The 14,719-nt window shown below is 67.2% G+C and carries 9 protein-coding genes; 3 read left to right on the forward strand and 6 right to left on the reverse strand.

From position 1 onward, the window contains the following. Positions 1-46 precede the first annotated feature (46 nt). From HXS66_RS07860 to ptsP, 3 genes are read right to left on the reverse strand one after another with little or no spacing between them, the layout of a single operon-like run. Positions 47-1,828: a PTS fructose-like transporter subunit IIB gene (locus HXS66_RS07860; RefSeq protein ID WP_176503222.1), complete on the reverse strand. Its 1,782-nt coding sequence runs from the start codon at positions 1,826-1,828 to the stop codon at positions 47-49. Then, on the reverse strand, positions 1,825-2,877 hold the full coding sequence (locus tag HXS66_RS07865; protein WP_176493550.1) for a 1-phosphofructokinase family hexose kinase: 1,053 nt from the start codon (positions 2,875-2,877) through the stop codon (positions 1,825-1,827). Before HXS66_RS07865 ends, HXS66_RS07860 begins: the two co-directional genes overlap by 4 nt. After that, complete coding sequence (ptsP, locus tag HXS66_RS07870) at positions 2,877-5,846, reverse strand: phosphoenolpyruvate--protein phosphotransferase (RefSeq protein WP_077378373.1); 2,970 nt, start codon at positions 5,844-5,846, stop codon at positions 2,877-2,879. Before ptsP ends, HXS66_RS07865 begins: the two co-directional genes overlap by 1 nt. 387 nt (positions 5,847-6,233) lie before the next feature. Between ptsP and cra the strand changes: the two genes are divergently transcribed. Beyond that, positions 6,234-7,226: a catabolite repressor/activator gene (gene cra, locus HXS66_RS07875; RefSeq protein ID WP_077378370.1), complete on the forward strand. Its 993-nt coding sequence runs from the start codon at positions 6,234-6,236 to the stop codon at positions 7,224-7,226. Between the two features lie 38 nt (positions 7,227-7,264). Here cra and HXS66_RS07880 read toward each other — a convergent pair whose 3' ends face one another. Together HXS66_RS07880 and HXS66_RS07885 are read right to left on the reverse strand one after the other, a co-directional pair. Next, a complete protein-coding gene (locus HXS66_RS07880) occupies positions 7,265-9,778 on the reverse strand; it encodes an ATP-binding protein (RefSeq protein ID WP_176503223.1) in 2,514 nt (837 codons plus the stop codon). A gap of 103 nt (positions 9,779-9,881) precedes the next feature. Continuing rightward, positions 9,882-10,553: a molybdopterin-dependent oxidoreductase gene (locus HXS66_RS07885; RefSeq protein ID WP_176503224.1), complete on the reverse strand. Its 672-nt coding sequence runs from the start codon at positions 10,551-10,553 to the stop codon at positions 9,882-9,884. A gap of 321 nt (positions 10,554-10,874) precedes the next feature. On the opposite strand from HXS66_RS07885, the gene HXS66_RS07890 reads away from it, so the two are divergent. Together HXS66_RS07890 and HXS66_RS07895 are read left to right on the forward strand one after the other, a co-directional pair. Next, positions 10,875-12,902, forward strand: a complete 2,028-nt coding sequence (locus tag HXS66_RS07890) for an alkaline phosphatase family protein (RefSeq protein WP_255303155.1) — start codon at positions 10,875-10,877, stop codon at positions 12,900-12,902. After that, positions 12,886-13,860, forward strand: a complete 975-nt coding sequence (locus HXS66_RS07895) for a histone deacetylase (RefSeq protein WP_255303156.1) — start codon at positions 12,886-12,888, stop codon at positions 13,858-13,860. The genes HXS66_RS07890 and HXS66_RS07895 overlap by 17 nt, the downstream gene beginning before the upstream one ends. Positions 13,861-13,897: 37 nt before the next feature. Here HXS66_RS07895 and HXS66_RS07900 read toward each other — a convergent pair whose 3' ends face one another. After that, positions 13,898-14,713, reverse strand: coding sequence for an MOSC domain-containing protein (locus HXS66_RS07900; protein WP_255303157.1), 816 nt, complete (start codon positions 14,711-14,713; stop codon positions 13,898-13,900). Between the last annotated feature and the right edge of the window lie 6 nt (positions 14,714-14,719).

Consider the following 14,719-nt stretch of genomic DNA (forward strand, 5'->3'; position numbering starts at 1 on the left):
CTATGTCTGCGCCATCACGTCACGGGTGCCCGAGGCACCGGACATCTCAGGTCGCGGCGACGGTCTCGACCTGCTGTGCGCCCTTCTTGATCATCGCATAGCTGATCGCGGTCACCAGGGTGCCGGCGACGATGGCGCCCAGATACATCAGCGGGACGTTGATGGCATTGGGGATCAACAGCACGAACAGACCACCGTGCGGCGCCAGCAGCTTGGCACCTACCAGCATCGACAGGGCACCGGTCACGGCGCCACCGACCATGCAGGTGGGAATCACGCGCAGCGGGTCCTTGGCGGCAAAGGGAATCGCGCCCTCGGAGATGAAGCACAGCCCGAGAATGAAGCTGGCCTTGCCGGCCTCACGCTCCGGCTCGGCGAACTTGGAACGTGCGATGAAGCTTGCCAGTCCCATGCCCAGCGCCGGCACCATGCCCGCGGCCATGATCGCGGCCATCGGCGCGTAGGTCTCGCTGGCCAGCAGGCCGACCCCGAAGGCATAGGCGGCCTTGTTGACCGGCCCACCCAGGTCAAAGCACATCATCGCGCCGAGCAGAATGCCCAGCAGGACCGCGTTGGCCGAGCCCATGGACTCGAGGAACTCGGTCAGCGCCGTCATCAGCCCCGCCACCGGCGTGCCGACCACGTAGATCATCACCAGCCCGGTGACCATGCTCGCCACCAGCGGGATGATCAGGATCGGCTTGAGCGACTCGATGGACTGCGGCAGCTTCACGTAGCGACTGAGCCCCGAGGCCGTGTACCCCGCGAGGAAGCCGGCGATGATGCCACCCAGGAACCCGGCATCCAGTGTCGCGGCCAGCCAGCCCCCGATCATGCCCGGCGTGATCCCCGGGCGGTCCGCGATCGAGTAGGCGATGTAGCCCGCCAGTACCGGAATCATCAGCTTGAAGGCCGAGCCACCACCGATCTGCATCAGCGCCGCCGCCAGCGTGCCCTCCTCCTCGAAGGCCTTGATGCCGAACACGAAGGACAGCGCGATCATCAGGCCGCCTGCCACCACCATCGGCAACATGAAGGACACCCCGGTCAGCAGGTGCTTGTAGGGGCCGCGCTTCTCGCCCTTCTGCTGGCCACCCTGACCGCCAGAGGCCGTGGCGGATTCCACCTCGGCACCTTCCAGCGCCTGCTCGATGGTGTCGCGCGGCTTCTTGAGCGCGGTACCGGTGGAGGTGCGCCAGACGCGCTTGCCGGCGAAGCGGGTCGGGTCGACCTCGATGTCACAGGCCAGAATCACCACCTCGGCCTCGTCGATCTCCTGTTCGGTCAGCGCATCCTGGGCACCGACCGAGCCCTGGGTCTCGACACGGGTCGGATAGCCCAGCGTCCGCCCGGCCTCGCTCAGTGCCTCGGCGGCCATGAAGGTATGCGCCACACCGGTGGGACAGGCCGTGACCGCCACGATGGACGGCCCCCGGGACGACGTGACGGGTGTCCCACCGGCAGCAGACGCGGGTGCGGCCGAGTCCGTGAGGGCCGCGATGTCCTTGCGCTCCAGCACCCGGGCACGCGAGTCGGCCAGCTCCAGAAAGGCCTGCGGGTCCGGCAGCGCATCCTCGATGGGGGCCAGATGCACCCGCTTGCCGAGAAAGTCGTCCAGCGCCACGCTGGCCAGCGGCGATGCGGCGATCAGCACCAGCTCCGCCTCCGCCAGCTGCGCCTCGCTGAGGGTGATCTCGGGTTCGATGCGCGAGCGCATGTCGATGATCGGATTCCAGCCACGACGACGCGCGGCCTGCTCCAGGCGGCGCGCCGCCAGGAAGGTGGTCGCCATGCCACTCGGGCAGGCGGTGACGATGATGACGTTCATTGGCGTGGCTCTCCGGCTGTCTCGACATCGGCAGACGCCAATGTCTCGATGCTGGTGTGTTGTTGGAGGGTCTTGAGTGTGGTGGCAAGCGGATTGCCGGGACCGGGATGGGTCACGGCCTCGGCGGAGAGTGCGGTGGCATGGCGCAGAATCCGCTTGCGGTCTTCGGGTGAGGCATCGGGCTGACAGAGCACGCCATGCAGCATGGCGGCCAGCAGGGTATCGCCGGCGCAGACGGTACTGACGACCTGCATGCGCGGCGGCCGAGCGCGCAGCATGGCGGCGCCGGGGCTGGCCCACAGCACGCCTTCCGGCCCGGCGGAGATCAGCGCCTGCTCGATGCCGTGATCGATCAGACGCCTGAGCGCACGCTCGCGGGCCGCATCACTGTCCAGCGGCTCCCCGGCCCACAGCGCCAGCTCCTGTTCATTGGGCTTCACCGCCGTGGGCGGCACCGCCAGCCCCGCTTCCAGCGCGGCGCCGCTGGTATCGAGCCAGCAGGCGACATGGCGTTCGCGCACGCGACTGACCAGTGCTGCCAGCTGGGCATGGCTGATCCCCGGCGGCAGACTGCCGGCGATCACCACCGCACAACGTGGCAGATTGCCCTCGGCCTGCTGGCGGTCGATCCAGTCATCGATGCGCGCTTCCAGGCGCGCCAGGGCGTCCTCGTCCACCCGCATGCCGGTACCGTTCACGTCGGTGACCCGGCCACTGGCCTCGCCAAGCTTGACGTTGATGCGCGTCGCACCGGCCACGCGCTCGAAGGCGTCCACCAGCCCCCAGTCGGCAAAGGCCACGGTGAAATCGGCCTGATTGTCGGCCCCCAGAAAGCCGCTCAAGGTCACCGGGTGGCCCAGCGTCGCCAGCACGCGCGCCACGTTGATGCCCTTGCCCGCGGCTTCCAGATGATGACTGCGTGCACGGTTGACCGTTCCCAGCGTCAGACTGTCCAGCCCGATGCTCAGATCCAGCGCAGGATTGAGCGTCACGCACAGCACGGGACAGTCAGCGGCCGGGTGTAATGGCGAGTGATGGGAAGCTGTCATCACACCTGCTCCTCCTGCCGGGGATGGGGTTGGGCGTTCTGTTCGATCAGACTGTCCAGCGCACTGCGCACGTCTTCCGAGGTCGGCTGCGCCAGGGCGACGCGTGCCTGTTCGCGCGCCATGGTCAGATCCAGCTCACGCACCCGCGCCTTGACCAGCGGAATCTGGCGACTGGAGACGGACAGTTCATCCACCCCAAGGCCGACCAGCACACCCACGGCCTGATCATCACTGGCCAGCTCACCGCAGACGCCGACCCAGGCACCATGGGCATGCGCGGCCGCCACCGTCATCTCGATCAGACGCAGCACTGCCGGATGCAGCCCATCGGCCTGTGCGGAGAGCGTGGCATGGCCGCGGTCGATGGCCAGGGTGTACTGGGTGAGATCGTTGGTGCCCACCGAGAAGAAATCGACTTCGGGGGCGATGCTGGCGGCCGTCAGCGCCGCCGAGGGAATCTCGATCATCACGCCGACCTGCACGTCACGCACCAGCGGCTGGCCGTGCTCGGCTTCATGGGCGGCGTCCAGCTCGCTGCGTACGCGCTCGACGATGGCACGTGCAGCGCGCAGTTCGGCAAGGTCCTTGACCATCGGGAACATCAGGCGGATCGGGCGGGAGCCCGCCGCCATCAGCAGTGCCCTGACCTGAGTCTCGAGCACTTCCGGACGCGTCAGCGCCAGACGGATGCCACGCAGCCCGAGGAAGGGATTGTCCTCTCGCGGCAGCGGCCAGTACGGCAGCGGCTTGTCACCGCCGACATCCAGGGTGCGTGCCACCAGCGGGCGGCCATCCAGCGCATCGAGTGCCTCACCGTACTGGGCGGTCTGGGTGGCGAGATCCGGTGCCTGCGGATGGGCCATGAACACGAATTCGGTCCGCAGCAGGCCGACCCCTTCGGCACCGCGCTCGACGGCGTCGCCGGCATGCGCGGTATTGCCCAGGTTGGCCACCACCTCGACCTGATGGCCATCCCGGGTGATGGCTGGCGCCATGCGGGTTTCCCAGGCCGCGGCCTGACGCTGTTCATGGCCGGCGATCGCCTCTTCGGCCCGGGCGCGGCGACTGGCGGAAGGCATCACGCTGACACGCCCGCGCTCACCATCGACGATCAACTCGCTGCCATCGGCGATCGCCAGCACGCTCGGGCCAGCCCCGACCACCGCCGGAATGCCCAGTGAACGCGCCAGAATCGCGCTGTGCGAGGTGGCCCCGCCCAGAGCCGTGACCAGTCCACGCACCCGGGAGGTATCCAGACGCGCCACATCCGACGGGCCGATATCCTCGGTCACCAGCACATGCGGCGTCTCGGGGGCGCTGGGCAGCGGCGTGTCGGTGAGCACGCCAAGCACACGGCGCCCGACGTCGCGCAGGTCAGCGGCGCGCTCGGCCAGCAGACGGTCCGCGAGGTTTTCCTGGGCTCGCGCGGCGCTGTCGATGGCGGACCACCAGGCAGCCTCGGCGCTGTGGCCTTCCTCGAGACTCTCGCGCGCCGCGGCAAACAGCTCCGGGTCGCCGAGCATCTCTTCGTGCATGGAGAGAATCTCGGCCATCTCGGCGCCTTCGGCCCGATTGACCAGCTCCTGCAGCTGCTCACGCGCCGTCTGGATGCCGCTCGCCAGCCGCTGGGCCTCGTGCTCGGCGCCCGCATCGCTGCGCGCCTCATAGAGAAAGCGCGGCTGATACATCACCCAGCAGGGCGCGATGGCCATGCCCGGCGAGGCCGCCACCGCCGGCACGACACTGTCGGCCTCGGGGGCTGCCACCTTGTCGGAAGCCGGCTGGGCATCCGGCGCACTGGCCTCGGGACGCTGGTCCATCAGCGGCTCCACGGACTCGCCAAGTCCTGCCTTGACCGCCGCGACCATGGCATCCAGCGCGGCCTGATTGGCCCGGGCATCCTCGCCGTTGGCACTGAAGACCAGCGTCTGGCCACGACGTGCTCCCAGCCCCAGCACCTTGGTGAGGCTGGCGGCACTGACGATACCGCCTTCCCCCTGCTCGAGGCGCAGCGAGGGAATGATGCCGAAACTCTCGCCGGCGTCCCGCGCGGCCTGTACCAGCTGCTTGGCGGGACGGGCATGCAGGCCATGTGCATTGAGCAGCGTCACGCTCGCCAGCTGTGCCGTGGAGGACTCCCCCAGCAGCCGCGCCAGCAGAGCGGAGGTGGACAGCCCCGGCAGGCGCTCGCCCGCGCCATCTTCCAGCAGCGTCAGCAGACGCTCCAGCAACACGCGGTGCTGCCCGCCATCAGCGTCCAGCGCCAGACAGGCCACGGCGTTGATGCGCCCGTGACGGGTATCCAGCGCCTTCTCGGGCGTGACCACGGACAGCGCCGGCTGGCTCACGTCCTGTCGGGACTGCACCAGCCAGATGCCCTGGCCCAGAGCGTTCGGCTCGGTCTGGAGCATCGCGGTGAGAAAGCCGTCCCCGACGCAACCGGCCTGACGCAATCGCGCCGCGCCTGCCAGCACCAGCTCATCGCGGTCGCGTGCCGGGAAGCCACACAGCACGGTATCGGCATCCAGACGTGGCGGAATCACCTCGCGGCCAAGCTCGGCGAGAATCTGCTCCGCGGTCGTCGCGGATGCCAGGCGCTCACTGACGCCTTCGCGGTCCAGCACGCGCGTCAGGGAACGCAGGATATCGAGGTGCTCATCGGACTGCGCCGCGATGGTCACCACCAGAAAGACACGGTTGCCATCGTGCCACTCCACCCCCTGCGGGAATTGCAGGACACGCACGCCGGTGGCCAGCACGGCCTCACGACTGTCGGGTGTCCCGTGGGGGATCGCGATGCCCTGCCCCAGGTAGGTGGAAGACTGCGCTTCGCGAGCCAGCAGACCTTCACGATAGGCCGGCGTGGCGCGCCCACCGGCAACCAGGGCATCAGCGGCCTGATTCAGGGCATCGCGCCAGTCATTGGCGTGGGCGGCGAGGAGGACATCCTCATGAGCAAGGCTGAGCATGGCGGGCTCCTTGAGGCCCCTCTCTGGCAAGAGGCCTGGATGTGTGACGTGCGGCGCGGGCGTGACATCTGACGCACCGGCACTTCATGGGGCGAGTACCACAAGGGTAGCGGCGGCGTGGCGTGATGACGAATACTGCTGAATCGTGTCACCTCAATGGATTCATGCTGGCCGTTTTCTTGCGCGTGATCAAGTGAATGCCATGCAGATGAGCGGTTTTCGTGACTAGACATTGGGCGTAGAGCCGCCTGTGGTGCGGGGTTGCGAGGGGTCGGTCGAGGGACACCGTCATCAGTGAGGATTTGCACCTCAGGCCACAAGTGAGCATCATTCCTCGCACATGGAGCTCGCAGGTCCCGTTCTCCCTCTTCCAGCAAGGACAGTGGCATGACCCTGGCAGAAATCGCGCGTCTTGCAGGCGTTTCACGTACCACCGCCAGTTATGTGGTCAATGGGCAGGCACAGGCACGACGTATCAGCCCACAGACGGTCGAGCGCGTGATGGCGGTGGTGCAACGCCATCACTACCGGATCGATGCCCAGGCAGCCGCCCTGCGCCGTGGGGAAAGCCGGACACTGGGGTTCATGCTGCCCGATCTGGAGAACGCCAGTTACGCACGCCTCGCCAAGCTGCTGGAACGCGGTGCCCGCGAGCGCGACTATCAGCTGTTCATCGTCTGCTCCGACGACATCCCCGACACGGAGCGCGAACTGGCCCGCATGCTCAAGGCTCGCAGGGTCGATGCCTTGATCACCGCCAGCTGTCTGGCACCGGATGATCCCTTCTACCGCGAACTGACGCTGGATGGCTTCCCGGTGATCGGGGTGGACCGCGCACTGGACACGCGCCACTTCGCCAGCGTGGTCAGCAACAATGCCGATGCCGCCAGCCAGCTGACCCGTGCGGTGCTTGAGCATTCACCACGAGACCTGCTGTGGCTGGATGCCTTGCCGGAACTCGAGATATCGCGGGAACGTGCCCAGGGCATGCGCTCGGCGCTCGAGACCCATCAGAGCCAGACGCCGCTTGAGGCGACGACACTGCACGCCGCCCGCTATGAGCGCGCCGCCGGTGCCGAGGCACTGCGCGGATATCTCGCGCACTCGCCCATGCCGGAGGCGATCGTGACCGCCTCCTACACCTTGATGGATGGCGTGCTGGACGTGCTGTTCTCGAAGGGCCCGCCTGTCAACGCCCCCAGGGCGATGGCCAGCTTCGGCGATGATCGCCTGCTCGACTTCCTGCCGTTGCCGATCCACTCGCTGCCCCAGTGCCACCAGCGCATCGCGGATACCACCCTCACCCTGGCGCTCGCCGCCATCCAGAGCGATATCACGCCGGGCCTGACCCTGGTGGAACGCGAGTTGCGTCGCCGCTAGACGCCTCATGCGCCGTCGGGCCCGGCCCCGCGACCGGTTCAGCTATCCTGCCCGCCCGCCGTGGCACGATGCTCACGTATTTCCGCCAGCAGCGCATCCACGGCGGCCTCGATACGTCCCTGGGGTGCCTGCCGGGCGAGGTGCTGTTCAAGCAACTCCGCGGCATCGCTCAGCAGGTCATGCTCCAGCGCTGCGGCACTGCCCTTGAGCAGATGCGCCTCATGGGTGAGCTGCGCCAGATCCCCTTGCGCCAGCGCACGGGTCAGACGTTGATGCTGCTCCGTCAGCTGAGCATCGAAGGCCTTCTCGAGCTCGGCGATGCTGGCGATGTCCAGCTCATCGCGCAAGCTGGAGGGGGATGGGCTCGCCAGATGACGGGCTTGTGGTGCCGGCCCTGGGCGGCCTGGCGTCTCGGCGCATGCTCCCGGCGATGCTCTCCCTTGAGCATCACGCTGAGCCTCACCCCCGGCGTCGCCGCGAAGGCCAGGCCCCGGCTCGCCCCTCCAGTCCGGTTCCGCCTCACTCTGATGCCAGCCAGCCAGCCCTCCGTCCCGCAGCTGCCAGCGCGCCAGCATGGTGGCGACCTGGTGACGGCGCATCGGCTTGGAGAGGAAGTCATTCATGCCGGCCGCGAGACAGCGCGCCCGTTCACCGGCCTCCACATTGGCGGTCATCGCCACGATCAAGCTGGCGGTGCGTCCGTCGCGCCGCTCCAGTGCCCTCAAGCCTCGCGCCACGGCGAAGCCATCCATCCGCGGCATGCGCAGATCCAGCAACACCAGCACGATATCGTCGTTTTCCGTACACCAGTCCAGCGCCGCCTGACCGCTCTCGACCACCGTCACCGCATAGCCGAGACTGCACAGCATGGCGCGCGCCACTTCACGATTGATGTGGTTGTCATCCACCACCAGCACCTTCTCTCCACGGCTGAGCGGCAGAGGCGCGTGGGAGTCGGTCTGCGGCTGGCTCATGGGGGCGAGCGGCAGCGGCAACTCGCACCAGAAACAGGCGCCTTCGCCCTCGCGGGAGTTCATGCCCAGACGCCCCCCCATCAGCTCCACCAGTCGGCGTGCGATGGCCAATCCCAGTCCGGTGCCGCCGAAGCGCCGCGCGATCGAGGCATCCCCCTGGGTGAAGGGCTCGAACAGGCGCTTGGCCTGCATCTCGCTGATGCCGATACCGGTGTCATTGACCTCGAAACGGACTCGCCCCGCCGGCAGCGGATGCACCATCAGGGTGATCCTGCCGTGCCGGGTGAACTTGAAGGCGTTCGACAACAGGTTGAGCAGCACCTGACGCAGGCGAACGGAGTCTCCCATGACCCAGCGTGGCAGCTGGGCCGAGCGGTGATCGACGAAGGCCACACGGGTACTGTCCAGTTGCGGCAGCAACAGATCGATGACGCCATCGACGGCCTGCTGGAGATCGAAGGGTCGCCGCTCGACGGTCAACTTGCCGGCCTCGATCTTCGAGAAGTCCAGCACGTCATCCACCAGCCCCATCAACACCTCCCCGCTGTCACGCAGGCTGGTGGCATACCGGTGCGCGCTGTTGTCCAGCGGCTCGGCCAGCAGCAGCTCGCTCATGCCGATGACACCGTTGAGCGGTGTGCGAATCTCATGACTCATGGTGGCGAGGAATTCGGACTTGGCACGGCTGGCCTGCTCGGCGCGTTCGGCTTCATGCTTGAGGGCCGTGGACAGGCTCAGCAGCTGCTGGCGGGCCTGCTCCCGCGCACGCGCCTGCAGCCAGACCTGGCGACTGACCAGCAGGGTCGTCAGTACCATCAGCCCGAGCAGCAACAGCATCCAATGCACGAGTCGATCGCGCTGCTGGCGTTCCTGGGTGGACTCCTCGGCAAGCTGGGCTCTCACCCGCAGCAGTAGCGTCTGGGTGACATCACTGATCTCGTCGCTCAGCGTCTGCAGCCTCGCGACAGAGGCGGCGTCCGGCAACTCTCTGCCCTCACGCCACTTTGCCTCCTTCCGCCACTCCCCCTCTTCCCGCCATACGCCCAATCGGATGTCGAGGTAGTCGATCTGGCTCATCACCTCATCGGCCAGCATGGGCACCGAGGCCAGGCTCATCAGATGATGACGGAAGTCGCCGCGCCGGAAGATGAAGGTCCGGCTGTAGAGCAGCTCGAAATCCTCCAGCACCTCCTGCCAGGCCGCACCACGCTTCACGCCCTGCGCCTGGGCATAGCGCGCGAGGGAATTGGTGAGGGTGATGGCCTCGCGGTCCAGCTGATAGACCGTCCAGACGGCATCATCGCGAGTGCGATTCTCGAGCTTTACCTGGTTGTGGAGGATGACACCGCCCACTCCCACGGCCGCCAGCAGCAAGGCGATGATGATGGCCATACCGACCCACAGCGGCCAGCGTGTCCGTGGCGCCTGGGCCAGAGCATGCATGGCGTGCGAGTCTGCCTCGCCGCCCGGCACCTCATCCCGTGATGCAGGGGAGCCCGCCACCGACGAGGGGGAAGACGGCTCACCATCATGTGGGTTGCCGGGCGTGGACGAGGGAGACGAGAAGATCCGATTCAAGCGCGAGCCAGAGGGTACCTGAGGAAGGGGGTCCCCGGGACGAGGATGCCCGGGACGACGGCGCCCGGAGGCGACTTGACGACATCCGTCATCGCAGCCTTGGTCATCGCAGCACCAGTCCGTTGACCTGCCAGACGCTACGGAAGCGAATCTCTTCCGTCATCAGTTCCGGATGGGCATCGAAGGGATAGAGGATGAACAAGGGACCGAAATCCCGTACCGGCATCGGCTCGCCATCGCGGCGCGTCGCCAGCAACACCTCGTATCGCGTGATATCCGACATCGGGATATCGGCGGAAAAGTCATTGATGGCCTTCACGCTCACCGTCGAGACATCCTGCCCCACCCGCTGGATCAGCTCGCGCAGCAAGGGCCCGCTGAAGCGGACGACTCCCTGGGTCCATGGCGTGTGGGTGGCATTCACGCGCGAGGGCAGCGCCTCCAGCATCGGCATGTCAAAGCGAGCCAATGGCGACGCCTCACTGCCGGCATTGCCACACGTCACCACGCCGCTGATGGTCAGCACGACCTTGCCCTTGGGCGCCGGCAGGCATTCGTTGGCCTTGAGCGGGTGAGACTCCCTTGCAGGGGGCACTGACGCGTGCGCCGCCAAGGCAGACGGGGCAAGGCCTGCCGCCAACAGAGCAAGGCACAGCAAGGAGACCCGCCGCGCCCCACGCCATGCGCGAATCGCCACGGCTGTCTTCCCGGTCTTGTCAGGCGCCACCAGAGTGCTTTCTGCCTCTGTCCAGATGGCCTTGAAGCGGCCTGCCATGCACTCTTTCATCCTGCTGTCCCATGCTATCCTGCCAACGCCACGTCCGCAGAGAGCCACAACTCTACGTCAGCCACCCTGTGCTTTGCGAGCCTGCGACAAGGCGTGCCTGACGACTCGGCTGCCTTTGAAGGCCTGCATCCGGCCCCGCTCTGAACGCTCGGCGTCGCGTCGTGTCGCCTGACCGGGGACCCACACCATGCTGCCGGCCGCGATCTGCAGCGCTGCCCATTTTCACCCGTCGAGTCCGTTTCGTTCATGACTGATTGCCCAGCGTCCCCCGAGCCTTCCCTTCTCCTGCCACGCGTTCTCGCGGGTCCGATGCTCAGGCGCGTCACGCCAGACAGCATCGTACTGTGGCTGGTGACCTCGCGCCCTCAACAGGCCCGCGTGTGGCTACTGCCGGAAGACGAGAGCCGCCCACCGCTCGCGGGGCTCCCAGATACGCCACCTGCCCGACTGACGGAGCATCTGGCCATCCCTCTGGGCACCCATGCCTGGCTGATGCTGCTGGAGGCCCATGCCGAGTCTCCCCTGCCCGCCGATTGCGCCATCGCCTACGAGCTGGCACTGAGCGAGCGCGAGGACACCGCTGACAGTAGCGCCGCGCCGCAGGACGGCGACTGGCATGGCATCGCCGAGTGGGGCCCAGAGATCTGCTACCCCGGCGAGCCTCTGCCACGTTTCCGTCTGCCGGCGAAGCTGACCCGCATCGCGCATGGCAGCTGTCGCAAGCCGCATCACGGCCTGAGTGACAAGGAGGCCGAACGCGTCTGTGCCAACGCCAGTGACAGCGCTCCTGAAGGCCCGGCCGGCGATGGTCTGGTCGCACTGGATCACTGGCTGAGTGAGCGGCGCACCACACCGCTGGAATGGCCGGAAGTGATGCTGTTCACGGGCGATCAGATCTACGCCGATGACGTCGCCGGCCCCATGCTGGGGGCCATCGATCAGGTGATCGAGCGCCTGGGACTGCCGGAAGAGACCTTGCTGGGCGCCGAGGTCTCCGACAGCCGCGAACTGCGCCAGCACCCGTCGCACCTCTATCATCGCCCGCAGCTGCTGCCGGACATGCCAGCCAATGAGGGACTGGCCGCCAGTTTCTTCGGCGCCAAGCGCAAGCCCATCTTCACCTCCACCGGGGCTGACAATCACCTGATCGGCCTGTCGGAAGTCGTCGCCATGTACCTGCTGGTGTGGTCCGACGTGCCGTGGGCGGCCCTCGGGGTCGAACTGGAAGACCCGTCAGCGCTCGAAGGCCACGACGAGGCCACCCGCGAGCGCCATGCCCGCGAGGCACGCCATCTGGCACGTTTCCGCGCTGGGCTCGGTCAGGTGCGCCGCCTGCTGGCCAACGTCTCCAGCCTGATGATCTTCGATGACCACGACGTCACCGATGACTGGAATCTGAGTGCCGCCTGGGAAAAAGCCGCCTACGGCAATCCCTTCTCGCGGCGCATCATCGGCAATGCGCTGACCGGCTACCTGCTGTGTCAGGGCGCGGGCAACGCACCTCGGGCGCTCGGTGAGCTGCTGGAGCAGGCCAGCGAGCTGTTCACGGATGCGCATGCCGACACCGAGACAGCGCCGGAGGGCCATTTCGACGTCGAGCGTCAGGAGGCGTTGATCGCTCGGCTCGAGCGCTGCGAGCGCTGGGACTATCAGCTCGAGACCACGCCGGCCCTGATCGTGGCGGACACCCGCACTCGCCGCTGGCGCAGTGAGCGCAAGCTGTCGCACCCTTCGGGTCTGATGGACTGGGAGGCGCTGTGTGAACTCCAGCAACGTCTGGTGGAGCAGCACGCGGTGGTACTGGTGTCTCCGGCTCCCGTGTTCGGGGTAAAGTTGATCGAGACTATCCAGAAGCTGTTCACCTTCGCCGGCAAGCCGCTGATGGTGGACGCCGAGAACTGGATGGCCCACCAGGGCGCCGCCAGCGTGATGCTCAACATCTTCCGCCATTCGCGCACGCCGCAGCATTTCGTGATTCTGTCCGGCGATGTGCACTACTCCTTCGCCTACGATGTGCGCCTCAGGCACCGCCGCTCCAGCCCGCACATCTGGCAGATCACCAGCAGCGGCATCCGCAACCGCTTCCCGGTGGGATTGCTTGACGTGCTGGATCGTCTCAATCGCTGGCTGTACGCCCCACGCTCACCGCTCAACCTGCTGACACGGCGTCGCAACATGCGCATCACGCCACGTCGTCACGATGCCGCGAGTCACGGCGAACGCCTGCTGAATGCCTGCGGCATCGGACTGGTGGATCTCGATGCAAAGGGCCGCCCCATCGCCATTCGTCAGCTGACCACCGAGGGCCGGGAGGTGCACTTTGTCCCACGTCGCTGAGGCTGCCTGCCCGCCACTGGCGCTGATCCATCACCCCGGCTATCGCATCGCGCTGCCCGAGAAACATCCGTTCCCGATGGACAAGTTCAGCGTGCTCAAACGGCTGCTGGACCGCCAGCTGGCCGACTGCGCCTGGGCCGTCGAGTGGGTGATGCCCCAGCCCGCCGAGGAGGAAGACCTGCTCAGCGTGCACACCCGCCGCTACGTGCATGAATTTCTCAGTGGCACCTTGAGTCATCAGGCCCAGCGTCGCAGCGGTTTCGTGTGGAGCGAGGCCCTGCGCGAGCGCAGCGTGCTGGCGGTGGGCGGCACGCTGACCACCGTGCGCGAAGCCCTCACGCGCGGCCTGGCCTGCAATACCGCCGGGGGTACCCATCACGCCCACCCCGAGGCGGCCAGCGGATATTGTCTGCTCAACGACATCGGCGTGGCGGCGCATCAGGCACTGGAAGATGGCGTGACGCGGGTGCTGATCGTCGATCTCGACGTCCATCAGGGCGATGGCACCGCGTTGATCTTCGCCGACGAGCCACGGGTCTTCACGCTCTCGCTGCATGCCGAGAGCAACTTCCCGGCCCGCAAGCAGAAGAGTGATCTGGACGTGCCCCTGCCGAAAGGCATGGGCGATGAGGACTATCTGGCGGTGCTGGAGCGCACGCTGGAGGCGGTGCTGACGCGGGTGCAGCCGGAACTCGTGATCTTCGATGCCGGGGTCGACCCGCACGCCGCCGACAGGCTCGGCCATCTCGAACTGAGCGACCGCGGCCTCTACCGGCGCGAGCGGCATGTCATCCAGCGCTGTCGCGAGGCGGGCGCGGCCGTGGCCTGCGTGATCGGCGGCGGCTATGACCGTGATATCGAGGCGCTGGCGTGGCGACACAGTCAGCTGCACCGGGCAGCGCTGGATGTCTGGCGTGAGGCACATGGTCAGCCTGCCCTGTTCGGGCCGCCGGACTGAGCCTTGCCAACCGCCCCCTGAACGCAGACGCGAGGCGTCACTTGAAGGCCGTGACCTCGACAGGATCACCGACCCGCAGCGGCTGGTGGCGCGTCGGGGCCACCGCCACCAGGTTGTAGCCGAAGTGCACCTGGCCATCCTCGAAACGGCGCACCCGCGCCAGTGTCGTCAGCGGCTCCCTGTCACCACGCTTCTCGCCGGTGGCCGGGTCGACATTGACCATCGCGCAGCGCGTGCAGGATGACACCAGGCGGAAACGTACCTCGCCGATCATCACCTCCTGCCAACCATCCTCGGCCCAGGCCTCGGCACCGCTGATCACGAGATTCGGCCGGAACTGGTTCATGCCGTGATCCGCCGTCGGCGTCTCGCGATTGAGCGCTTCCAGCGAGGCCTCGTTGGCCAGCAGCAGCGGGAAGCCGTCCGCGGCACTCACGCGCTGTCGGATGATCTCGCGATAGCGCTCGGAGCGCTCGCCCAGCCAGCACAGCCGCACCGGCATGCCGAGCTGCTCGCTCAACCAGGCATCCGCCTCGTCACTGACGCTCAGGGCGCTGAACTGGTCTGCCCACACCTGGATGTCGAGACGCTCGGCCTCATCACGGGTCGCGAAGCTCACCTCACCGCAGGCCGGGCGGTCCAGCTGCCACAGCCGCCAGTGGCCCGGCGACTGCTCGCGCAGTGCCAGACGCTGCATCTGCGGATGCGTGCGTGCGGTGACGAACTTGCCGCGTGCCGCGACCACCACGAAACGGCGGTCCTGCGTCAGGCCTTCCTCGCCGACAGTCGTGCTCTCAAGTGCCTCGGCGGCGCCTGACTTCAAGGGGTAGCGCCACAGGTGGGTCAGCTGCATCAGGGT

It is taken from the genome of Cobetia sp. 5-11-6-3 (assembly GCF_013374055.1).
GTDB lineage: Bacteria > Pseudomonadota > Gammaproteobacteria > Pseudomonadales > Halomonadaceae > Cobetia > Cobetia marina.

Coding starts and splice junctions, on each gene's coding strand:
- HXS66_RS07860 (WP_176503222.1), bottom strand. CDS start 1,828: ATGAACGTCATCATCGTCACCGCCTGCCCGAGTGGCATGGCGACCACC.
- HXS66_RS07865 (WP_176493550.1), bottom strand. CDS start 2,877: ATGACAGCTTCCCATCACTCGCCATTACACCCGGCCGCTGACTGTCCC.
- ptsP (WP_077378373.1), bottom strand. CDS start 5,846: ATGCTCAGCCTTGCTCATGAGGATGTCCTCCTCGCCGCCCACGCCAAT.
- cra (WP_077378370.1), top strand. CDS start 6,234: ATGACCCTGGCAGAAATCGCGCGTCTTGCAGGCGTTTCACGTACCACC.
- HXS66_RS07885 (WP_176503224.1), bottom strand. CDS start 10,553: ATGGCAGGCCGCTTCAAGGCCATCTGGACAGAGGCAGAAAGCACTCTG.
- HXS66_RS07890 (WP_255303155.1), top strand. CDS start 10,875: ATGCTCAGGCGCGTCACGCCAGACAGCATCGTACTGTGGCTGGTGACC.
- HXS66_RS07900 (WP_255303157.1), bottom strand. CDS start 14,713: ATGCAGCTGACCCACCTGTGGCGCTACCCCTTGAAGTCAGGCGCCGCC.